Genomic DNA, 22,088 nt, shown 5'->3' with positions numbered 1-22,088 from the left:
GAAACATATTTTTGCTTATGAGTATATTGGTTGTAGGATAAAAAGTAGATTAATAGAGAAAGAGGAGGAGATTATTATAACTACAACCGTTATTTCACATTTTTACAATGAAGAGTATTTATTGCCATGGTGGCTTATGCATCATACGAAACTTTTTGATCATGGTATTTTAATTAATAAAGGTTCAACAGATCGTTCCGTTGAGATTTGTAAAAAATTCGCACCGCATTGGGAGGTGCGAGATTCTGTAAATCCAGAGTTTGATGCATATGCGACAGATCATGAAGTGATGAGGATAGAACAAGAAGTACAAGGATGGAAAATGATTTTAAATACGACTGAGTTTCTTTGCGTGCAAGATAAAAATCAGTTTTGGAAATCGCTAAATGAATTGGGGGGGAGGATGTATTGGCTGGACGGGCTTATTATGGTTGATGATCCTAACTACAACTATCCGGACCTTAACTTTGGAATACCTTTAATGAAACAGCGATTTCATGGTTATTTACCAGAAGATTGGCCGTTATGGAGAAGAGGTAGATTTATTCATAATCATGAGCATGGAAGTTATACGGTTGGAAGACATTTATCTGCGCATGAATCGATGATTTATCCACCTCTTGCCTGTATATTATGGTTTGGGTTTAGTCCGTGGAACGATGCGATGAGAAAGAGAAAGTTACAAATTGGTCCGACTCTTTCTGAAGCTAGTAAGCATGGGGGAATGGGGACGCATCATATTATTACGTCGGAAAGATTAGGAGAATGGTATAAGGAATTAGCGAGAGGAACGAAGGATTTACGTTTTAATGATGCATATCGTTATGTTTTTGTATAAATGATTTCCACCATAAAATTGTTTCTTCAATTCCTGTATTTAGATCGTATGTTGGTTTCCAGTTTACTTCAGTTTTTAAACGTTCTACATTAACCCCGACAAATAAAGGTTCATCTTTAGAGAAAGGGATTGCACCTAGTTTAATTAAATGTTCTTTTCCTATCTTTTTAGCAATGATAGAAGCTAACTTTTTAATTTGTACAGATTGACCAGAAGCGATATTGATGGTGCCTGTAACGCTGTGTTCTAATATTGTTACAAGAGCGTCAGCGACGTCACTCACATGGAGGAAATCTCTCGATTGTTTTCCATGTGTACATAGTGCTTCCTCGTTTTTTAATAAGGAAGTGATAATGTTAGAAACGAGCCGATTACCTTGTTCGTGAGGTCCATACATATGAAAAATGCGGCCCCAACACATGCTGAGGCCTGTTTGTTGTGCATACGTTTCTAGCCAGGAGTGCAGTGCATTTTTACATAAAGAATACGGGGTTTTATAGGAAAGGAGCGGTGAATCTTCAAATAATACGCCGTTAAACCATTCGTACTCTGCGCCAGTACCTGCAACGACAACACGCTTTCCGCCGCATGTTGTGAAGTGTTGAATCAATGAAATACTAGACTTTAGCCAATAGTAATTATTAATAGATACATAGCATGCTGGTGGCACCGCTTCCCAAGCAAGGTGAATGAGATGGCTAGGCTGAACATCCGAAATGAATTGTTTTACTTCGTCATCGCGAAGCAAGTTTACTTTATGCCAATGGCAAGGGAGGTGAGAGGGGTTATTTTTATTATACGTGGCGTGCACTTCATATCCCTTTTGTATAAGTGAATGTACAACATATTTACCTATCCAGCCACTACCACCTGTTACAACAACTTTCTTCATGGCTCGATCACCTCAATTTCTGGAACCGTCACTAAAAATTTACCGCCCCATTCACGAATGAAAGAGCATTCTTTCATAATTTCGTCTTTCAAATTCCAAGGAAGTATAAGAATGTAATCCGGTTTTGTACGTTTAATTTCTGCTGGAGATTTTATTGGAATACGAGTTCCTGGTAAAAGGAGATTTTGTTTGTGAGGATTTTTATCTACTGTATAAGCTAGAAATTCTTTACCTATCCCGCAATAATTCAAAAGGGTGTTTCCTTTAGCTGGAGCACCGTAACCGATAATTTGTTTGTTTAAAGCTTTCGCTTCAATAAAAAACTTTAAAATATTTATTTTCAATTGTTCGATGCGTTTAGAAAAAAGGAGATAGCAATCTAAAGTATCTAACCCGTGGTCGACTTCTTTTTGAATTAATTTTGTAACATTGGAATGGATAGTTGATTGGGCACTTAGATGGTTTACAAAAATCCGTAAGGAACCACCATGCGTTGAAAGTTCTTCTACATCAACAATTTGTAAATGATGATAACTTAAAACTTTTTGAAGGCTTATAAGTGAGAAGTAGGAAAAGTGCTCATGGTAGATAGTATCGAACTGTTTAAAGGATATGAGGTTTAATAAGTGTGGGAATTCAATTGTTATCGTGCCATCTTGTTTTAATAACGTTTTTAAACCGGCAACAAAATCATGCAAGTTTGGAACATGTGCTAATACGTTATTTGCGACGATTAAATCAGCTTGTGGCAATTTTTTTGCTAAGTCATTACTGAAAAAATTCACATGAGTAGGAATTCCTTTTTTGATAGCAATTTCTGCTACGTTTTTCGCGGGTTCAATTCCCAATGTCTCGATATTTTCTTTTTTAAAGTATTGTAATAAGTACCCATCGTTACTTGCGATTTCAATCACTTTTGAATGTTTCGTTAAGTTGAAACGCTTAATCGCCATTTCTACATATTGTTTAGCGTGTAGTAGCCAACTTGAGGAGTAAGAGCTGAAGTATAAATAGTTATGGAAAATATTTTGTGGGGATTCAAATTCATCTAGCTGTACGAGTAAACAAGAGTTACAAACAAATGTGTGCAGCGGATAAAAAGGTTCCATTTTATATGAGCTTTCAGGAGCTACAAATGAATTAGCAAGAGGGGAAACGCCCAAATCTAAAAAAGTGTTGGTTAGTAATGAGTGGCAAAAACGGCATTTTTTCTGTTCCATTTTATAGCCTCCTTATAAATTTTTGAATGCATCGATTTGTTGTCGTGTGAAAGATTCTATATTTTCACCAGATGCATATTTTTTGTACCAATCAACAGTCCAAGCGATAGCATCATCTGTTGATAACTTAGGAGTCCAGCCGAGTTTGTTTACTGCTTTTGTACTATCGAGTGTTAAAACAGGTGATTCATAAGGAGTATTTGTAGAGGAGGAAATGATTGTTAGTGGGTTATTCCATAATTTTATTACAGATTTAATGACATCATGAACGGTTCTGTTAGGTTCATTCATTGGGCCGAAATTCCACGCTTCTGCATATTTAGCATCATTCCAAAGTTTCTCAGCTAAAAGGATATAGCCATGTAGAGGATCTAAAACATGTTGCCACGGACGGACGGCATATTTGTTTCGAATACACAAAGTATGATTGTGCAAATATGCCCGAATGATATCAGGGAATAATCGGTCTTCTGCCCAATCACCACCGCCGATGACGTTACCAGCTCTGACTGAGGCGAGTTTCTGGGTATTAGTGCGGAAGAATGATTTTTGATAGGATGTTGCCGCTATTTCAGCGCAAGCTTTACTAGCGCTATAAGGATCGAAACCTCCTAGTCGGTCATTTTCCACGAACGCTCGGTCGCCACTACCGTCATTCTCATAACATTTATCGCTTGTCACATTAATAATGGCACGTACGCTTTCGACGGACTTTGCTGCTTCTAGCACGTGGACAGTACCTAAAACATTCGTTTTGAATGTATCGATAGGATTTTTGTATGAAGCGGTTACGATTGGCTGAGCTGCTAAATGAAATATTATGTCAGGTTTATGCTGCTTCATGGCATGAAATAAAGAATGGTAATCTGTAATATCGCCTTTCATTGTCGTGCACTCTTTTGCTACGTTACCTTGTTCAAAAATGTTAGGAATGGATGGGGGATGAGAAGAAAAGCCTACTACTTCTGCACCTAAAGAACTTAAGAAAAGGGTGAGCCAGGAGCCTTTAAATCCAGTATGTCCTGTAATAAATACTTTTTTCTTATTCCAAAAAGATGATGAAGCCATATTACCAAACCTTCCACGGAGCGTTATTACTTTCCCATAGCTCGACTAATTTATTTTTATCGCGCAATGTATCCATCGGATGCCAAAAACCAGAATGTTGATATGCGGCCAATTCATTTTTGTTTACTAACTGAACTAAAGTGTCTGTTTCAAAAACAGACTTATCTCCACTAATGTAATTGAAAACTTCAGGATTTAAAACGAAAAATCCACCGTTAACCCATCCGCCATCACCTAATGGTTTTTCTTGAAAAGATGTTACAGACTGTTTATCTAATATGAGAGAACCAAATCTACCAGGAGGTTGTACGGCAGTAACAGTAGCCATTTTTCCATGTTTTTTATGGAATGTAATAAGTTCTTTTATATTTACATTACTTAATCCATCACCATAAGTGAGGCAGAAAGGTTCGTCTCCGACATAATTTTGAATCTTTTTCACTCGGCCACCCGTTTCGGTATTTACACCAGTATCGATTAGTGTAACTTTCCATGGTTCTACACGATGAGAATGGCTAGTAATTGTATTATCGTTTAACTGTATTGTGAAATCAGACATGTGTAAGTTGTAATTTAGAAAGAACTCTTTAATTGCATATCCTTTATAGCCTAAGCAAATAATAAACTCAGTAATCCCGTAATGACTATACAAACTCATAATGTGCCATAGAATGGGCTTTGTTCCAATTTCAATCATAGGTTTCGGTTTTAAATGTGTTTCTTCCCCAATTCTTGTACCGTACCTACCAGCAAGAATAACAGCTTTCATTTTTTCCTCCTAAAATAAAAATTTATTATTTATACAGTATTCATGTTTTATGCAAATGAGATTGTTTTTGATTAAGTGAATGAAAATGTTTGAGGTGATGACGATGCAGAAAATATTACGGTTTGAATTTTGGAAATAATTCTTGATATTCAGGGTTATGACGGAGGTCTTGTGTTAGGTTACTAAGCTCTAAAAAACGTATGTCCAGTACTTCAGGAGATTGACCGTAATGTGTTTGAAGTCCCATTTGAACACCCCTTTTTGAAAGGGTAGGTGTAATTTGTAATTTTCTTGCCTTTGATTGTTCATTCCAAGGGCTAAAATAAAATTTTAAAATAAATGAAGGATAGTCATAAATTATATATCCGTGCCGCGAATGATGTCTACCAGGTAAATATGCACCGTCTAGATGATTGTGAATAAATCTCCAAGCACATCCGAGATTTGGGTTATAAGGGAAGACACCGTGGTATCGCTGTTCTACTAAGGGGATAGAATATCTAGGCTTTGAATAATTATAATTATGATTATCTATCATTAAAATCATTCTAATCGCATACATGTTTTGGCCTAGTGTATGAAGAGATGAAAAAAATTCTTCAGTATTATTACAACAAAAGAATTCAGTAGTATTTAAAACGATTTTCCAACCTGAAACTTCTCTTTCAATTTCCATCACTTCAATATCAGTATTAGTTGGATCAAACTCAAGAAATCTTGAATTTCGTACTTCCCAGTGGGGTGCTAATAGTTTACAAATCTCTACGGAACGATCTGTAGACCCTCTATTAATTAAAATGCCGTGATCGAATATTTTCGTGTGATGCATAAGCCACCATGGAAGTAGGTATTCTTCATTATAAAAATGAGAAATGATTGTCTTTTTCATATTAATTCCCTCCTATACAAGCAATCATTATTAGTAGGATATGCTTTTAAATAAGAAAGGTTAAAAGTGGCAGACAATGTAGTGATTAGGTAGTAGTTTAGTAATTTTATTGTATAAGTGTAGATTACTCGTATTGAATCATCATAGGAGGAGATTGGAATTTTGTATAAATTGTGAATAATAAACCGTCACGTTTGACTGTACAGTTTATGTGTTGTATGATGTAAGTAATATAAACAAGGGGGGAAGATCGTTGGGAAGGTGTATCGAATCGGACAGTTGGCTCTCATGGCTCACGTGTCGAAACGAACGATTGATTATTATACGAATCTAGGTATCTTAAAAGCGGAGCGATCTCAATCTAATTATCGCTATTACGACGAAACAGCATTTGAGACATTACAATTTATTGAGAAGTGCAAAGAAATGCATATGCCGCTTTGTGAGATTAAAGAGAAAATCGAGGAGAAGAAGAAGCTGCTCGGTATCAATGAACACGTTTCGAAACAAGTGAATGAAGTGACAGACCATATTCATCAATTAGAAGTGGAGCTTACTGAGTTAAAGCCGCTTTTAGATGGATTGACTGATTCACAACGTGAAAAAATATCGAAATCTTTATCTGGTCAAACGACAGCTTTAATACAGACACTTGCTCTATTATTATAGAATAAGTGAAATCCGACCTCTTTAATTTTTGTATCGGGCTATGTTTTCTAACAAACAAATAAGAAAACATTATAGTATACAGGAGGTGGACACCTTAGTTTTTTAACTAAGGGGATTCATTGGAAATATTTAATTTAGTCATGGTTGCGATTTTAATCGCATTTACTGGATTTTTCGTAGCAGCAGAGTTTGCGATTGTAAAGATACGTTCAAGCCGTATCGATCAGCTTGTTGCGGAAGGAAAACGCGGTGCTTTAGCAGCGAAAAAGGTAACAACAAATTTAGATGAATATTTATCTGCTTGTCAATTAGGTATTACAGTTACAGCTATGGGATTAGGTTGGTTAGGTGAACCGACAATTGAAAAGTTATTACACCCGTTATTTGAGAAATGGAACTTAAATCCTTCTATTTCATCAGTACTAACATTTGGTCTTGCTTTTATGATTATGACGTATTTACACGTTGTAGTAGGGGAATTAGCTCCAAAAACGATGGCAATTCAAAAGGCTGAAAGGGTAACGTTATTATTGGCAGGTCCATTAATGATGTTCTATAAAGTAATGTATCCATTTATTTGGGTATTGAACGGTTCAGCTCGTGTGATAACTGGTTTATTCGGTTTAAAGCCAGCTTCAGAACATGAAGTAGCTCATACAGAAGAAGAATTACGTCTTATCCTTTCAGATAGCTATGAAAGTGGCGAAATTAATCAAGCTGAATACAAGTATGTAAATAACATTTTTGAATTTGATAATCGCATTGCAAAAGAGATTATGGTACCGCGAACAGAAATCGTTGGTTTCTACCTGGAAGATTCAGTAGAAGAACACATGAAAGTAATCCAAAATGAGCGATACACACGTTATCCGATTTTTGGAGAAGATAAAGATGATATTATCGGTATGGTCAACGTAAAAGATTTCTTTATTCGATATATGACCGAGGATCAAAAAGATTTATCATCTATTCGCTCGTATATGCGTCCGATTATTGAAGTGATGGAAACGACTCCAATTCACGATTTATTACTTCAAATGCAGAAGAAGCGAATTCCGATGGCTGTTTTATATGATGAGTACGGAGGAACAGCTGGAATTGTAACGCTTGAAGATATCTTGGAGGAAATCGTCGGCGAAATTCGTGACGAATATGATGAAGATGAAGCACCACCAATTCAACATGTGAACGAGCAACATATTATTGTTGATGGAAAAGTGCTTATCTCAGAAGTGAAAGATTTATTTGGATTACACATCGAAGAAGATGATGTGGATACAATCGGTGGATGGATTATGATGCAAAATCATGAAATCGAAGAAGGACAACACGTTGAGGCGGAAGGTTATGAATTTAAAGTGTTAGAAAAAGACGCTTACCAAATTAAACGTGTTGAAATTCGTAAGATGGAACAAGAACAAGAAGAAGAGAAAGCAGCAACTGTGTAAGTTGCTGCTTTTCTTCTAAAGTACAAAAAATGAGAACTTAGGAGCGGATATTTTGATTCAAGAAGCCTTACGTGTATATCGATTACAATTGTATGTGATCTTTAGTGGTTTACTACTTATGTGGACGATTACTCCGTTTGGAAAACAAGTGACAGGGTTCGGTATTGGATTAGCAGTAAGCGCCTATTGTCTTTGGTTATTAGCTCGCAGAGTGGAGAAACTCGGAAAAAGTATCGTAATGAAGGAAAAGGCTCCTGGATTAGGAGTTTTAAACCGATTTGCAGCTGCTATTTTAGGAGCTATCATCATGTATGAAATTGAGCATGAAATGGAAATGTGGGCATTCGGTACAGGTATTTTAGGTGGTCACTTTTTAATGATTGCAAATTTAGCGCATGCAAATATGCAGTTAGTGAAAGAAGAAGAGAAGCAAAGAGAACATGTTTCGAAAAATATAGAGCTATGATGAAAGGGACCTAATCAGGTTCCTTTTTTAGTTTAGCGATATGATACAAGTAATCAAATTAACGACAAATATAATACGCTTCTTTTTTGTGTTTTTCAATAGTATGAAAAATAATAAAAAAATTTTAAAAAACCCATCGATTTCTAAAGGTTATGTATGTTATTATGACAAAAGACTTTTTGAAAGAGGTGGATACCAATGTTACAAGCGCTACTTATTTTTGTGCTTCAAATTATTTACGTTCCAATATTAACAATCCGTACGATTTTGCTTGTAAAGAATCAAACAAGATCCGCTGCTGGTGTTGGATTGTTAGAAGGAGCTATTTACATTGTCAGTTTAGGTATTGTGTTTCAAGATTTATCAAATTGGATGAACATCGTTGCCTATGTCATTGGCTTTAGTGCGGGACTGTTATTAGGCGGTTATATAGAGAATAAATTAGCAATTGGTTATATTACGTATCAAGTTAGTTTACTAGACCGTTGTAATGAATTAGTAGATGAATTACGTCACTCTGGATTTGGCGTTACAGTATTTGAGGGCGAAGGTATTAATTCTATACGTTATCGCTTAGATATCGTCGCAAAGCGTTCTAGGGAGAAAGAGCTTTTAGAAATCATTAATGAAATTGCACCGAAAGCGTTTATGTCTTCGTATGAAATTCGCTCGTTTAAGGGTGGATATTTAACGAAGGCGATGAAGAAAAGAGCGTTAATGAAAAAGAAAGATGAACATGCATCGTAAAAAAGAGGAGTAGTGCTGCATTAAAAGCGCAGTATAAGTCCAAATGTAAAAGGGAGGAATCTATTTTGATGTAGATTCCTCTCTTTTTTATTGTTAATTGAAAAACTAAATCGTATAATTATTTTTTCTACTCATCCTCAAATTAATGATTAGCCATATAACTTGAAAAAATACCGGTATGATAAACGCGATTAATATAACGATAAGTGATATGGATTTAATTTCAGGTGTTTGAATAACACCAGCACCATCAACCTCTCGTAACCAAATAATAGCGGCCCATATTCCAAAAACGATAATCCAAAATAGGTTACCAATCCACCAAGAAATCCATCGTTTTTTCATGTTAGCACCCCTTACATTTATCTACTGTTAAAAGTATATTTTCGTTCGTTACATTTATAATGAAACAACTTTAAAATTAGTTTTTAACTGTATATCTAACTTGTTTGAAGGTTACTATTTCTCCATCATCATTATCATCTTTCGTTTGCAAAAGTTGAACTTTTGGTTTGTAGTCTGTCCGATGAGCGTGTTCGATATCTTTAATGTTAAGCTTGTAGGATTCACCATTCTTTAGCTTTTGTTCTAACACTTTTTTATTAGCAACATAAATAAAAGTTACTTTATTTTCATCAATTCCCTCGGTCTTAATTTCTAACTCATTATCTTTTGCTGTGATCGTTGGTGTTAATAATTCCATACTGCCTTTCCCGCTTTCTAAAGAATTCTCTGCTATAGTTGAACATCCTGATAGTATGATTCCGGTGAATAGAAGAACAAGTAATTTCCTTTTCATAACATCCCCTCCGATTCTATGTGATTTTTGATTTTGGCATTGTTAGACTGCTAGTGTGGAGCGTAAATGTTTAGCTAGTACTCTTTTTATTGTACCATAATATGTAAATTAAAAAAGGCTGTATATCCAATGTAAGAGAGACTGAAAAATTTACTTATTGTTGTAAATTCGTGTGTTTTAGCTTCTATTTCAATCGAAATGTAGACGAGAAAAAGAAATTTTTTTATAGAAATTATAATTTTTACATTTTACTATAATGATAGGGAATAGATGAATTCATTTACTTCGGAGGTAGTTATTTGAACATTAATGAGAAGGCAATTGAAATGTTTGAACAAAATAAATATGAGGAAGCAATGGAACTGTTTCAACAAGCAGTACATGAATCTAGAGACGTACAATCTCTCAATAATCTTGCCTGGATGTATTTTTATGAGGAAGAGAATGATGATAAAGCTCTTGAATTAATAAGAGAAGTTGTTAAGTTGAATCCATCTTCATACTTTCCTTATAACATCTTAGGGGACATTTACATGAAACAAGAAAAATGGACAGAAGCGAAAGAAGCATTACAAAAGTCTATTTCGATTCAACCATCAGATGAAGCATATCATAATGTAGCTGTAGCGCATTATAACCTTGGAGAGCTGGAAAAAGCTTCAGAATTTTTCTTGCGAGTTGCAGGGGATTCGGACTATATCATGTATAGCTATGTAAAATGTTTAATTGATTTAGAACGAACGACAGAAGCAAAAGAGAAGTTAGATACTTTTAACAGGGAGTCTGATAATTTTTTAGGGGAAATTCATGTAGCAGATTTATATGTTGAGTTGAATTGCTATAAAGAAGCAATTGAATGGTTCGAAAAGGGATACAAAAAATGCTGGAAAAGTCCTAATTGGATTAGTAGATTTGTTTATGCTCTATATAAAGTGAATCATTTCTCGCGTATAAATGAAGTGATACGGGAATCTATCGAAGCGAAAACAGCAGAAATAAAAGATGTCGAGAATGAAGAAGTAGAAGACAACTGGACAGAGAAAGATAAGAAAGAGTTAATTGAGGAATATACAGAAGCGAATAATGATTATAAAACAATGATAGAGCGTATTAAATCAGGATATGTTCCAGGGTTAGAATTTGAAACGGATTTTATAGGTGGGTGCTATTTGTTTGGTTGTAAAAGGCATAATCATCTTGAATATGAAGAATAAAAAAATCGACTATCACATATGATGGTCGATTTTTTTTATTATAGGACGCTTGTATTACATAGGTATATATCTATCCTCTTTAGAGGCCACTTTTTTTATATTCAAAATATGTAGTGAAATAAAACCAGTAAGCCCTATTCCGCCAAAAATAAGCCATGGTGTATACACTCCGCTTAAGTTGGATGTAAAAGATGTACCGGTATAATTACCAATGATAAAACCAAATGCGAGTGATAGTTGATAAAATCCAAAGAAAGTGGCTGTATATGATTCATTACTGTAATTTGCAATAGCGATATCAGCGTTTGGTAATACAAGTGTTTCACCGATTGTAAATAAAATTACACAAATAAAGAGCCAATATGAGTGTTGAAATAAAGGAATGAGTAAAAAGGAAATACTCATTAGTAAAACACCGTATTTAATAAAGGAAAGGGTGTTGTATTTGAGAAAGAGTTTTCGGAATAACACCATAAATAGGACGCCTGTTATTGCATTTATCGTAATGACTAATGTAGCAAGTTGATTGCTACTACTAATGTTTTTCATATGAAGTGGAAGTGCGACAGTAAGCTGAGTAAACATAATATAGAAGAAAATCATGATAAAGGAAAACAGAAGGAAAGACTTGTTTTGTAAGATGGCCTGTATTCCTAATGTAATAGACGTGTTTTCAGTAGTGACTTGGAAGTGATTTTTAAGTAAGTAAAAGATAAAAGCGAATAACAGCATAAGAGATCCTGTTAGAGAGAAAGCGTAGAGTGGATCGAGTAAGAGTAAGAACCCTCCTGCAATTGGTCCGATTATTGCACCGCAATTAAAGCTAAGGTTTAAATATGTAAATAAATTTTTTCTCAAATGAGCTGGTTGTGAACCGAATATGGCGCGCGCAGCAGGTTCGTAAAATGCAGTTCCGAAGCCAATAAGTGCAGAAGAAATAGAAATTGTATAGAAATCAGAGCATATTCCTAAAGCGATAAATCCGATTCCTCTCAAAAATAAACCGGATATCATCATAATGATATAGCCTATTTTGTCAGCAATTAACCCTGAGAATAATGGGATAACTCGTGATGTAATTGTCATAACCGTCAACACTGTTCCTACTTGGACAGCAGAAAAATGAAGAAAGGTTAATAGATAAATAGCTAAAAATGCGTATACTGCAAAATACCCAAAAGACATAAAAAATGAAGAAATAAGCATGAAACGTATCGGTGTTGAGAAACTTTTCATAGAAATCCTCCTAATTATGTAACCAGTAAAATTATTTGATGGTTAACTATTTTATACTATAATTATACATAAAGTCAGAAAAAAGTAAATTTTAAGAAGAAGGTGGATCGAATTGAATCAAAACGCTCCAAATGAACTAGAACATATTCGGGAATTTTTAAATACATGGAGAATACCAAACGATACGAGAGAGCCAATTGATTTGCTGCAAACAGAAGAAGACATAAAGCTTTTTATGAAAGAATATTTTGATGAAGAGTTTCCATTTCATACGATAGAGGAATTAAGAGGTTTTCGAGAAGATATTCGGATGACAATTGAAGGCGAAGGATCATTGCAAAAATGGTTAGAGAAATACCCATTTCATGTACATATAAAGGATGATATGAAAGATATTACATATGAACCGGTATATGAAGAGAATGTGTATACAAAAGTGTTAAGCATTGTGTTAATGTCAATTCAAGAAAATGTATGGGGAAGGTTAAAAGCATGTCCAGATTGTCGCTGGGTATTTTATGATCATTCGCGAAATGGAAGTAAAAGATGGTGCGGTATGTATGCTGGAGAAGAAGGAGGAAGAGCATGCGGTACGATTGCGAAAGTGAAAAACTACCGGGCGAAGAGAAAAGGGCGATCTGGTTATGATATGTAATTAATATTAGAGAAAGAAAAATGGATGGGGGAATGTAGAATATGAAAGGTACGCAAATGTTAGCTTTAAATAAAAAGTGTTGGGATACAGTTGCACCTTATTTCTTTCAAGTGGATTGTTTACCTAAATATGGTCCGTATACGGCGTCTGAAGATGAGATTCGTTTGTTCGATTCAATCAGAAAGAAAAAGGTTCTTGATATTGGCTGTGGAAGTGGGCATTCGTTGCAATATATGGCGGAACAAGGGGCAGAGGAATTATGGGGGCTTGATCTTTCGAGTACACAAATTGAAATAGCGAATAAGACGTTAAAGGAATGGAATCCAAAGTTAGTATGCGGAGCAATGGAAGAAGAAGGAGATATTCCGAAAGGATATTTTGATATTGTATATTCCATTTATGCATTAGGTTGGACTTTGGATTTAAGAAAAACGTTGGAACTGATTTATTCATATGTAAAGCCAGGAGGAAGTTTTATTTTTAGTTGGGAGCACCCGGTATATTCAAACTTACAGTATGGTACGGAAGAAGTTGCTATAAAGTCTTCTTATCATAAGGAAACGCCCATTACGTTTGAAACATTTAAAGGAGAAAATGTACAAGCGACATTATATAAGAGAAAAATAAGTACATACATAAATGAGTTAAATAGAGCGGGATTTAAAATTGAGAGAATAGAAGAGCCTGAACCATCAAGCTCGTTTGATGGAGAACTAGCTGAGCCGTCTACGAAGTATTATTCTTTATATAAAGCTAGAATGGTGCCGACTACTTTTATTATTAAAGCTAGAAAGTAAAGTGTTTTTATAAAAGAAGCCTATGATTTCAAATAGATGAAATGATAGGCTTCTTTATTTTAAAAAAATGAGGTCAAAGGTGTACTTTTCTTATAAAAATGCATTTCATATAAAAGGTGTAATTATTTTGGGGAAGGGGGATTGTTGTGCGTCATCATAGAAAGTGCAAAAAATTTGGAGTGGCACTGCCTCTTCCGTTTATAGGAGCAACGGGTCCGACAGGTAATAGTGGTCCAATCGGTCCAACTGGAGGGCATGAAGGTCCTGTTGGTCCTACAGGGGTGACTGGACCGACTGGAGCAACTGGGCCCCAAGGTCCTCAAGGTATCAGGGGAATACAAGGTCCCCAAGGGACAACAGGAGCACAAGGAATACAAGGGGCTATTGGTGATACAGGAGAGCAAGGTATAACTGGCCCGACTGGTCTCCAAGGTGCTCAAGGATTAATCGGTAACCAAGGTCTAATTGGTGATATTGGAGTACAAGGATTAGAAGGAATACAAGGAGCAACGGGTCCTGCTGGTAGTCAAGGTATACAAGGCACACAAGGAATACAAGGGGAAATAGGCGAGCGAGGACAAACAGGGGCACAAGGAATGCAAGGAGAGAGAGGCATAACTGGAGTCTCGGGTGTAACTGGTCCACAAGGCCCTCAAGGTGTTCAAGGAATACAAGGAGAGCAAGGGGCTATTGGTATACAAGGAGAAGACGGCTTCCAAGGTATACAAGGAATTACTGGAGAGGAAGGCCCGCAAGGAGCTCAAGGAATACAAGGGGAAGTGGGTCCAACTGGTTCTACTGGAATGCAAGGTGCCCAAGGTATAAGTGGAATAAAGGGGATAACAGGTGCAATAGGTTTACAAGGACCACAAGGTGTGCAAGGAATACAAGGTATAACGGGAGCAACAGGTTTTCAAGGGATAAAAGGAATAAGAGGTATAACGGGAGCGACAGGTAGCATTGGTATTCAAGGCTCAGAAGGACCACCGGGCGGTCCGACGGGAACAACTGGTCCAATTGGTCCATCTAGTGGGGTGACTGGACCAGCTGGACCACCCGGTCCACCAGGAGGTCCAACAGGTCCAACGGGTGCGACTGGTTCAACAGGTGTAAGCGGTGGGATAGGACCAATTGGAGCGCAAGGAGTGCAAGGAATACAAGGAGTGCAAGGGGAAATTGGTCCGACTGGACCAACTGGAAATACTGGTATACAAGGTGTGCAAGGTAATTTAGGAGGTAGTGGTTTACAAGGTGTAACCGGAATACAAGGAATACAGGGTCCGATTGGTCCAACAGGGCCAACTGGTTCTCAAGGAATTCAAGGGGAGCAAGGACCAATGGGTCCACAAGGGGAAACTGGTGTTCAAGGTTTACAAGGTCCCCAGGGAGAAATGGGGCAGGTAGGTCCAACAGGAATACAAGGAATACAAGGAGTGCAAGGTGTAATCGGTCCGACTGGTCCAACCGGTTTACAAGGTGATCCAGGTCCAACCGGCCCAACAGGAGCCACTGGGATAACTGGTCCGACAGGTTCTGCAACTGGCCCGACTGGAGCAACCGGTCCAACTGGTCCACCAGGAGGTCCAACTGGTCCAACCGGTCCAGCAGGATCACCAGGGGGTCCAACGGGTCCGACTGGAGCAACAGGGGCAACAGGAGCGACCGGAGCAACAGGAGCGACTGGAATTCAAGGGGTACAAGGAATCCAGGGACCGACCGGAGCAACTGGTGTAACAGGTTTGCAAGGAGTACAGGGACCAATGGGGGCAACGGGTCCAACGGGTGATCAAGGCATTCAAGGTCCACAAGGGATACAAGGAGCAACAGGAGCGACTGGAATTCAAGGGGTACAAGGAATCCAGGGACCGGCAGGAGCAACCGGTCCGACTGGTCCACAAGGAGTGCAAGGAGCACAGGGGCCAATCGGTCCAACCGGCCCTCAAGGTCTACAAGGCATACAAGGTGAGCAAGGAGTAAGGGGAGCGACCGGTCCAACTGGTTTACAGGGGCTACAAGGAATCCAAGGTCCGAGTGGTCCAACCGGTCCTCAAGGAGTGCAAGGCGTACAAGGTCCGAGTGGCATAACCGGTCCAACTGGTCCTCAAGGAATACAAGGTATTCAGGGACCACAAGGAAGTATAGGCCCAACCGGTCCTCAAGGAATACAAGGTGTGCAAGGTCCACAAGGCTCAACCGGTCCGACTGGTGCAACTGGTCCTCAAGGAATACAGGGAATTCAAGGACCACAAGGAGTAACGGGTCCACAGGGAATACAAGGTATACAAGGAATGCAAGGAGAAATCGGTCCAACCGGCCCAACTGGACCGCAAGGAATTCAAGGGATAACCGGTTCGACGGGTCCAACAGGAGCAACAGGAGCAACCGGACCTACTGGTGCAACGGGTCCCCAAGGTCCTCAAGGAATTCAAGGACCACAAGGAGAAACTGGTCCAACAGGAGCAACCGGACCTACTGGAGCAACGGGTCCTCAAGGTCCACAAGGAATCCAAGGTCCACAAGGGGTAACGGGGCAGGTGGGAGCGACCGGCCCTACGGGAGCAACAGGTCCACAAGGAATCCAAGGAATCCAGGGGCCACAAGGTGTGACGGGAGCAACCGGAGCAACCGGAGCGACTGGAGTGACTGGTGCAACAGGACCGACCGGAATACAAGGCATACAAGGAATAACTGGAGCAACAGGGGTAACGGGGATAACGGGCCCAACAGGTGCCACAGGTCCAACAGGCTTAACTGGAGCAACAGGATCATCTGCTATATCGACAGGTGGCGGATATTTCTTTTCTACATCAACAAGCACAATTGCAGCAAATGCCAACATCCCAATTAATTCTGGATCCACTGTATATGGAACTGGTGTATCTTTAACTAGTGCTACGACAGTCACAGTAACGACGCCAGGAATATATTTAGTAAGCTACTATTTTCAAGGGGATGCAAATGGTGGGAATGAGACAGTATCTGTTAGATTGCTATTAAATGGAACGCAACTAACAGGGAGTTTTATACAAAACGTAACGACATCAACTGTAGTAATCGAACCAGCCATTTCAAATACACTTCTTGTGAATGTGACGAGTGCCAATTCAACATTAATATTACAAAATGGCCCGTTAGGTGTAGGGCATGTGACTACTATAGCAGGTGCGATTACAGCAAGCTTAAATGTAGTGAGAATTTTATAAAGAATATAAAAAACACAAGGAATGTCTTTGTAAGACACACCTTGTGTTTTTTAATATTAAATAAACATTTTCTTTATCTTTTCGGTTGAAAAATATGCTGAAAGAAGTATTTGTGATGTAAGTTATCTACAACCTTATTTGCTTGATATGTGCGTTGTTTTTCAATTCGAAGTCTTTGCTCCATCATTTTAATTGCGTGATCAGATAAACGTAACATAATACATTCTCCTTTTCTATAAATATAGGTGACTATTTGATATCGATCCCATATTTATAATTAAGGAGGCAAAATGTGTAACATAGGCAAAAAGCACCTTCCTCTCCCATTACGCTTACGAGGTTAGCTGTCGGACTCGGGAAGTGAGAGTTTCCCTACTTAAAAAAGATTCGCCCCAAGTAGCATAGCTACAAAAATGGTTCCCCCGCTCCAAAATTTGGACTCAGCAAAAGGTTTTATAAAGTAAAAAATAACATAAAGGAGCGAACAAGTCAAATTATTTTGTGTATTCTGTCTTTTTTAATTGCGTAAGAATCATACCGTCAGGAAGTATTGTATCTGATACTGTAATGAATCCGTGTTTTTTATATAAAGTAATAGCAGGGGTATTCGCTTTACCTGTTTGTACAATATATGTCATTGGAGAGGGAAACATGTTAAATATATAAATTAGGAGTTTCGTTGCGATTCCTTTTTGAAAAAAATCGGGCGATACAACTAGCCTATGGATATCGATTAGTTTTTCTTCTTGTACAAAAGAAATAAAACCGACAAGTTTATTTTCAGAAAAATATCCATAGAATGTTTCAACGCAATTTTGAATATCGTTTACAGTATCATATAAACGAGGTATGGCAGTACTATTTAAGTAGTCTGCTTCAACTTTATAAGCTGGAATTTGAACCTGTAAAATGGATGTTGCTACTTCAAAAGAAGTGGAATTTAACTTAAGAATCATAGATAATGAAGCCTCCTTTAAATATGGTATATGAATATAATTGCTTTATGGGTGAGTTTGACAATATTTTTCTTTTTTGCATATAATATATGTATCTCCATATGTAAAATAGTAGTAAATATATTTCTATAGTGAAATATGATTAGCAATGATAAATACATATGTTTGTATTAAATCATACAAACTATAATAGAAATGGAGGACTAAAAATGGGATGGATTATCACATTAATAGTTGGTGCTATTATAGGTGCAATTGCTAGTTCTATAACGGGTAAAAATTTCCCAGGTGGTATGTTCGGAAATATTATCGCAGGTTTATTAGGTGCTTCATTAGGTGGTAAATTATTTGGAACTTTTGGGCCGTCTTTTGGTGGGATTCATGTCGTGCCAGCATTATTAGGTGCAATCGTGTTAATTTTTATTGTATCATTTGTAGTGAAAGCTGCAAAGAAATAGATATATAGATTATGATGAAGAGCCCTGAATAAGGGCTTTTCATCATTCGAAGAGGTGGTTTCGTTGGAGAAAATAAATATAAGAAAAAGAGATAAGTTAAGAAAGTTTTTTAGAGAACAAAATTATTTGGCGGTATTACTTGGATTTGCGTTATTGTTCATTAATATTTTATTGCTAACAAAAATATCATTTGTTTTTACACCGTTTATCGTATTTTTAAAAACAATTTTCTTCCCAGTACTATTAGCAGGCGTGCTATTTTATATTTTACATCCATTCGTTTCGCTTTTAGAAAAGAAAGGTGTTTCAAGAATCGTATCGATAGCTTCCATATATTTAATCGTACTAGGATTATTTGTATTTTTAGTTGTAACGGTTATCCCTATTATTAAAGATCAAATTGATGCATTAATTGATAACTTACCGTATTTTGGCCATGAGATTGAACAAGCAGCACGTAGATTCGGGGAAAGTAATTTACTCGGTAAAATTCAGGAGAATTTAAATATTAATGTTGCGAATATGGTAAAAGAATACACAGTTGATTTTACAAAGTCATTATCATCAGTAACTGGGAATGTAACTGGATTTTTGAGTACTGTTACAGAGGTTGTTTTGACATTTGTAATGGTTCCATTTATATTGTTCTATCTTTTAAAAGATGGTGAGCAATTGCCGAATCACTTTTTAAAGTTTATTTCAGAGCAAAGACAACCAGCAGCAATGAGAATACTAGATGATATGCATTATGCGATTAGCTCGTATATTAGAGGTCAAATTATCGTCAGCTTATTTATCGGTATTATGCTATTAATTGGTTATCTTATTATTGGTATTAAATATGCGGTATTACTTGCGATTTTAGCGATGATTGTAAATATCGTTCCGTACGTAGGACCAATTATCGCGATTACACCAGCGTTAATTATCGCATTTATCGACTCGCCAGCAATGGTGTTAAAAGTAATTATTGTTATGATGGTTGTACAATTAGCAGAAGGTAAATTTATTTCTCCGCAAGTCATGGGTAAAAAGTTAGATATTCACCCGATTACTATCATTTTTATCATTTTAACTGCCGGAAACTTATTCGGGATTATGGGCATTATTTTAGCCATTCCAGGATATGCGATATTAAAAGTGTTAGTTACACACGGTTATAGATTTGTTAAGTTGAATACGTGAAAAAAAGCGCTAAAACAGTGGGAACTGTTTTAGCGCTTTTTTATTAACAATTCATTTGCATATTGGCGCGCCCATTGATCCGCTTCTAATATAGCATCTAGTGAAGGATCTTTTACGTTATGATGAGCTTCAATTGTTTTGTAAATTGTTTTTTCAATATCGAAAAAGGCAATTTCATTTTTTAAGAATAGCGCATTCGCAATTTCATTTGCTGCATTTAATACAGCGGGAGTAGTACCACCGATTTTGCCACATTCATATGCGTATTGTAGACAAGGGAACTTCTCTAAATCTGGTTTTTCAAAATGTAAACTACCGATTTCTAATAAATTTAATTTTTCATAGGAAGAAGGTAGCCGAGTAGGATAGTGAAACGCATATTGAATCGGCATTCTCATATCAGGAGCACCGAGCTGTGCCATAACTGATCCATCAATAAATTCTACTAAAGAATGAATGATACTTTCTTTATGAATCATTACATTAATTTTTTCATATGGAATATCAAATAGCCATCTCGCTTCCATTACTTCGAACCCTTTATTCATTAATGTGGCAGAATCAATCGTTAGTTTTGCGCCCATTAACCAGTTTGGGTGCTTTAAAGCATCTTTTGCTTGTAATGTTTGCATTGCATCACGTGTTTTATCACGGAATGCACCACCGGAAGCTGTTACAATTAACTTCTCAATCTCTTTATTATTTTCTCCGTTTAAACATTGGAAAATAGCTGAATGCTCACTATCTACTGGAATTAAGCGACATCCGTTTTGTTTCGCTAGTTCAGTTACGATATGTCCAGCTGCAACCAAAGTTTCTTTATTAGCAATAGCGATATCTTTCTTCGCTTTTAATGCTTCAATTGTTGGAAGTAATCCTGAAACACCTACAACAGAGCTTAATACAAGATTTGAATCAGGGTGAGTAGCTACTGCAATTAAGCCATCAGTCCCGTGTGTGATTTTTGTATTTGCTGAAATACGCGTACGAAGCTTGTCTGCTAAGTCTTTTGTCGCAACGCTTACAATACGAGGTTGAAACGTTTTGATTTGTTGCTCAAGAAGATCGATATTATAATTTGCGGTTAAACCGACGATTTTAAAATGTTCAGGATGAGCTGAAACGACATCTAATGCAGATGTGCCGATGGATCCTGTGGAACCTAAAATGGATATATATTTTACCATGAAAAAACCTCCAAAGTTGTTTCGAATATTTCTGCAAACCTATATAATATTAGACAATTGAAGTGGAAATTCCTTCTATATAAAATAGAAAATTTTTGTTTGTTTGGAAGTGAAATGTGATAAACTGTAAAAAATAACGAAAAAGCAATGAAAGAGAAGAGTACATATTCGAAACTTTTCAGAGAGCTGATATGTGGTGAGAATCAGTAAGGGATGAATATGGAATGGACTCTGGAGCTTCTAACTGAAATGAGTAGGTAAAGACGGTTACTTCACGTTATTGAAGTATGAAGTGAGCTAATGATAGCTAATTAAGGTGGTACCGCGGGAGTCTCTCGTCCTTTTTTAGGATGAGGGGCTCTTTTTATTTTGAGAAAGGAGGAGTTAGTGTGAGTGAAAAAATAATGTTAACAGGAATTAAGCCGACAGGTTATCCACATTTAGGAAATTATATTGGTGCGATTAAACCTGCATTACAAATGTCAAAGAATAATGAAGGAAAAGCATTGTACTTTATAGCTGATTATCATGCATTAAATGCTGTGCATGATTCAGAAAAGTTCAGCAGTTATACGAAAGAGGTAGCAGCTACTTGGTTATCGCTTGGACTTGGAGAAGATGTTATTTTTTATCGACAAACAGAAGTACCGGAAATTCTAGAATTAGCTTGGATTTTAGCTTGCCTAACTCCGAAAGGTCTTATGAACCGTGCTCATGCGTATAAAGCGAAGGTGGAGCAAAATAAAGAAGCAGGGTTAGAGGTCGATGCGGGAGTGAACATGGGGTTATATACGTACCCGATCTTAATGGCAGCTGACATATTATTATTTCAAGCTACACATGTACCTGTCGGAAAAGACCAAATTCAACATATTGAAATCGCGCGTGATATTGCGACGTATTTTAATCATACATTTGGCACGACATTTACACTTCCGGAGTATGTCATACAAGAAGAAGGAGCAATATTACCTGGCCTTGACGGAAGAAAGATGAGTAAAAGTTACGGAAATGTGATCCCATTATTTGCAGAGCAAGAAAAACTACGAAAGTTAATATTTAAAATCAAAACAGATTCTTCACTTCCAAATGAACCAAAAGAACTAGAAACCTTATTTACAATTTATAAAGAATTTGCGACAGAAGACGAAATACAGTCATTACGTGAAAAATATGAGACTGGAATCGGATGGGGCGATGTGAAAAAAGAGTTGTTTCGCGTAGTAGATCGAGAGTTAGCTGGACCTCGTGAAAAGTACGCAATATATATGAATGAGCCGGATTTATTATATGAAGCATTAGAAAACGGTGCTGAGAAGGCACGCGCTATTGCAAAGGTAAATTTAGCGGAAATTAAAAAACGGATTGGATTTAAGAGGGAACGTTAAGCGT

23 protein-coding genes, 1 riboswitch and 1 other annotated feature are annotated in these 22,088 nt (G+C 37.0%); of the genes, 12 read left to right on the top strand and 11 right to left on the bottom strand.

Going from position 1 to position 22,088, the window contains the following annotated elements; genetic code table 11:
- The first annotated feature begins 37 nt into the window (after positions 1 to 37).
- Positions 38 to 838 (top strand): glycosyltransferase family 2 protein, encoded by an 801-nt coding sequence (locus MKY21_RS16840; RefSeq protein ID WP_076774856.1) that lies wholly within the window; start codon positions 38 to 40, stop codon positions 836 to 838.
- On the opposite strand, the gene MKY21_RS16835 is transcribed toward MKY21_RS16840, so the two are convergent.
- The 5 genes from MKY21_RS16835 to MKY21_RS16815 all read right to left on the bottom strand — a co-directional run bounded on the left by MKY21_RS16835 (position 807) and on the right by MKY21_RS16815 (position 5,676).
- Positions 807 to 1,730: an NAD-dependent epimerase/dehydratase family protein gene (locus MKY21_RS16835; protein WP_000758375.1), complete on the bottom strand. Its 924-nt coding sequence runs from the start codon at positions 1,728 to 1,730 to the stop codon at positions 807 to 809. The two genes, MKY21_RS16840 and MKY21_RS16835, sit on opposite strands and share 32 nt — an antisense overlap.
- Positions 1,727 to 2,950: a class I SAM-dependent methyltransferase gene (locus MKY21_RS16830; protein WP_000435776.1), complete on the bottom strand. Its 1,224-nt coding sequence runs from the start codon at positions 2,948 to 2,950 to the stop codon at positions 1,727 to 1,729. The genes MKY21_RS16835 and MKY21_RS16830 overlap by 4 nt, the downstream gene beginning before the upstream one ends.
- Positions 2,951 to 2,962: 12 nt before the next feature.
- Positions 2,963 to 4,018 carry a CDP-glucose 4,6-dehydratase gene (gene rfbG / locus MKY21_RS16825; protein WP_000168655.1) on the bottom strand — a complete coding sequence of 352 codons (1,056 nt, stop codon included), beginning with the start codon at positions 4,016 to 4,018 and terminating at the stop codon, positions 2,963 to 2,965.
- Position 4,019: 1 nt separating this feature from the next.
- A complete protein-coding gene (gene rfbF, locus MKY21_RS16820; RefSeq protein WP_341076944.1) occupies positions 4,020 to 4,787 on the bottom strand; it encodes a glucose-1-phosphate cytidylyltransferase in 768 nt (255 codons plus the stop codon).
- 115 nt (positions 4,788 to 4,902) lie between these two features.
- On the bottom strand, positions 4,903 to 5,676 hold the full coding sequence (locus MKY21_RS16815; protein WP_000750973.1) for a glycosyltransferase family 2 protein: 774 nt from the start codon (positions 5,674 to 5,676) through the stop codon (positions 4,903 to 4,905).
- Positions 5,677 to 5,937: 261 nt separating this feature from the next.
- Here MKY21_RS16815 and MKY21_RS16810 point away from each other — a divergent pair, with 261 nt between their 5' ends.
- The 4 genes from MKY21_RS16810 to MKY21_RS16795 all read left to right on the top strand — a co-directional run bounded on the left by MKY21_RS16810 (position 5,938) and on the right by MKY21_RS16795 (position 9,006).
- The gene (locus MKY21_RS16810) at positions 5,938 to 6,345 is read left to right on the top strand and encodes a MerR family transcriptional regulator (RefSeq protein ID WP_000285635.1); all 408 of its coding nucleotides are present in this window, start codon (positions 5,938 to 5,940) and stop codon (positions 6,343 to 6,345) included.
- Positions 6,346 to 6,464: 119 nt separating this feature from the next.
- Complete coding sequence (locus tag MKY21_RS16805) at positions 6,465 to 7,793, top strand: hemolysin family protein (RefSeq protein ID WP_000402258.1); 1,329 nt, start codon at positions 6,465 to 6,467, stop codon at positions 7,791 to 7,793.
- Positions 7,794 to 7,845: 52 nt separating this feature from the next.
- Positions 7,846 to 8,259: an ATP synthase subunit I gene (locus MKY21_RS16800; RefSeq protein WP_086411602.1), complete on the top strand. Its 414-nt coding sequence runs from the start codon at positions 7,846 to 7,848 to the stop codon at positions 8,257 to 8,259.
- Between the two features lie 198 nt (positions 8,260 to 8,457).
- The gene (locus MKY21_RS16795) at positions 8,458 to 9,006 is read left to right on the top strand and encodes a DUF2179 domain-containing protein (RefSeq protein ID WP_000938438.1); all 549 of its coding nucleotides are present in this window, start codon (positions 8,458 to 8,460) and stop codon (positions 9,004 to 9,006) included.
- Between the two features lie 105 nt (positions 9,007 to 9,111).
- Here MKY21_RS16795 and MKY21_RS16790 read toward each other — a convergent pair whose 3' ends face one another.
- Complete coding sequence (locus MKY21_RS16790; RefSeq protein WP_000747695.1) at positions 9,112 to 9,351, bottom strand: DUF3923 family protein; 240 nt, start codon at positions 9,349 to 9,351, stop codon at positions 9,112 to 9,114.
- Positions 9,352 to 9,427: 76 nt separating this feature from the next.
- Positions 9,428 to 9,805, bottom strand: coding sequence for a hypothetical protein (locus tag MKY21_RS16785; protein ID WP_000823781.1), 378 nt, complete (start codon positions 9,803 to 9,805; stop codon positions 9,428 to 9,430).
- A gap of 299 nt (positions 9,806 to 10,104) precedes the next feature.
- On the opposite strand from MKY21_RS16785, the gene MKY21_RS16780 reads away from it, so the two are divergent.
- Positions 10,105 to 11,019, top strand: a complete 915-nt coding sequence (locus MKY21_RS16780; RefSeq protein ID WP_016122885.1) for a tetratricopeptide repeat protein — start codon at positions 10,105 to 10,107, stop codon at positions 11,017 to 11,019.
- Positions 11,020 to 11,073: 54 nt separating this feature from the next.
- Here MKY21_RS16780 and MKY21_RS16775 read toward each other — a convergent pair whose 3' ends face one another.
- Entirely contained in the window at positions 11,074 to 12,255 is a 1,182-nt protein-coding gene (locus tag MKY21_RS16775; RefSeq protein ID WP_341076939.1) for an MDR family MFS transporter, read from the bottom strand.
- Between the two features lie 112 nt (positions 12,256 to 12,367).
- On the opposite strand from MKY21_RS16775, the gene MKY21_RS16770 reads away from it, so the two are divergent.
- The 3 genes from MKY21_RS16770 to MKY21_RS16760 all read left to right on the top strand — a co-directional run bounded on the left by MKY21_RS16770 (position 12,368) and on the right by MKY21_RS16760 (position 16,910).
- Positions 12,368 to 12,910: a CGNR zinc finger domain-containing protein gene (locus MKY21_RS16770; protein ID WP_006922529.1), complete on the top strand. Its 543-nt coding sequence runs from the start codon at positions 12,368 to 12,370 to the stop codon at positions 12,908 to 12,910.
- A gap of 41 nt (positions 12,911 to 12,951) precedes the next feature.
- On the top strand, positions 12,952 to 13,707 hold the full coding sequence (locus MKY21_RS16765) for a class I SAM-dependent methyltransferase (RefSeq protein WP_025708778.1): 756 nt from the start codon (positions 12,952 to 12,954) through the stop codon (positions 13,705 to 13,707).
- 146 nt (positions 13,708 to 13,853) lie between these two features.
- The gene (locus tag MKY21_RS16760; protein WP_341076937.1) at positions 13,854 to 16,910 is read left to right on the top strand and encodes a collagen-like protein; all 3,057 of its coding nucleotides are present in this window, start codon (positions 13,854 to 13,856) and stop codon (positions 16,908 to 16,910) included.
- Between the two features lie 73 nt (positions 16,911 to 16,983).
- Here the strand turns inward: MKY21_RS16760 and MKY21_RS16755 are convergent, their stop codons facing one another.
- Entirely contained in the window at positions 16,984 to 17,127 is a 144-nt protein-coding gene (locus tag MKY21_RS16755; protein ID WP_000945243.1) for a hypothetical protein, read from the bottom strand.
- A 96-nt stretch (positions 17,128 to 17,223) separates the two neighbouring features.
- Positions 17,224 to 17,366, bottom strand: a riboswitch (cyclic di-AMP (ydaO/yuaA leader).
- Positions 17,367 to 17,404: 38 nt separating this feature from the next.
- Entirely contained in the window at positions 17,405 to 17,866 is a 462-nt protein-coding gene (locus tag MKY21_RS16750; protein ID WP_000601226.1) for a GNAT family N-acetyltransferase, read from the bottom strand.
- A gap of 209 nt (positions 17,867 to 18,075) precedes the next feature.
- Here MKY21_RS16750 and MKY21_RS16745 point away from each other — a divergent pair, with 209 nt between their 5' ends.
- Together MKY21_RS16745 and MKY21_RS16740 are read left to right on the top strand one after the other, a co-directional pair.
- Positions 18,076 to 18,324, top strand: a complete 249-nt coding sequence (locus MKY21_RS16745) for a GlsB/YeaQ/YmgE family stress response membrane protein (RefSeq protein ID WP_000539727.1) — start codon at positions 18,076 to 18,078, stop codon at positions 18,322 to 18,324.
- 63 nt (positions 18,325 to 18,387) lie between these two features.
- A complete protein-coding gene (locus MKY21_RS16740; protein WP_000411484.1) occupies positions 18,388 to 19,509 on the top strand; it encodes an AI-2E family transporter in 1,122 nt (373 codons plus the stop codon).
- A 29-nt stretch (positions 19,510 to 19,538) separates the two neighbouring features.
- Here MKY21_RS16740 and MKY21_RS16735 read toward each other — a convergent pair whose 3' ends face one another.
- Positions 19,539 to 20,696, bottom strand: a complete 1,158-nt coding sequence (locus MKY21_RS16735) for a 1-deoxy-D-xylulose-5-phosphate reductoisomerase (protein ID WP_341076935.1) — start codon at positions 20,694 to 20,696, stop codon at positions 19,539 to 19,541.
- A 138-nt stretch (positions 20,697 to 20,834) separates the two neighbouring features.
- Positions 20,835 to 21,042: a binding site (T-box leader), on the top strand.
- Positions 21,043 to 21,085: 43 nt separating this feature from the next.
- Here MKY21_RS16735 and MKY21_RS16730 point away from each other — a divergent pair.
- Positions 21,086 to 22,084 carry a tryptophan--tRNA ligase gene (locus tag MKY21_RS16730; protein WP_001290888.1) on the top strand — a complete coding sequence of 333 codons (999 nt, stop codon included), beginning with the start codon at positions 21,086 to 21,088 and terminating at the stop codon, positions 22,082 to 22,084.
- Positions 22,085 to 22,088 lie beyond the last annotated feature (4 nt).

This window comes from Bacillus sp. FSL R9-9497 (assembly GCF_038005805.1).
GTDB lineage: Bacteria > Bacillota > Bacilli > Bacillales > Bacillaceae_G > Bacillus_A > Bacillus_A cereus.
The sequence above is the reverse complement of the archived record's forward strand: the minus strand, read 5'-3'. Positions and strand labels throughout refer to the sequence as shown.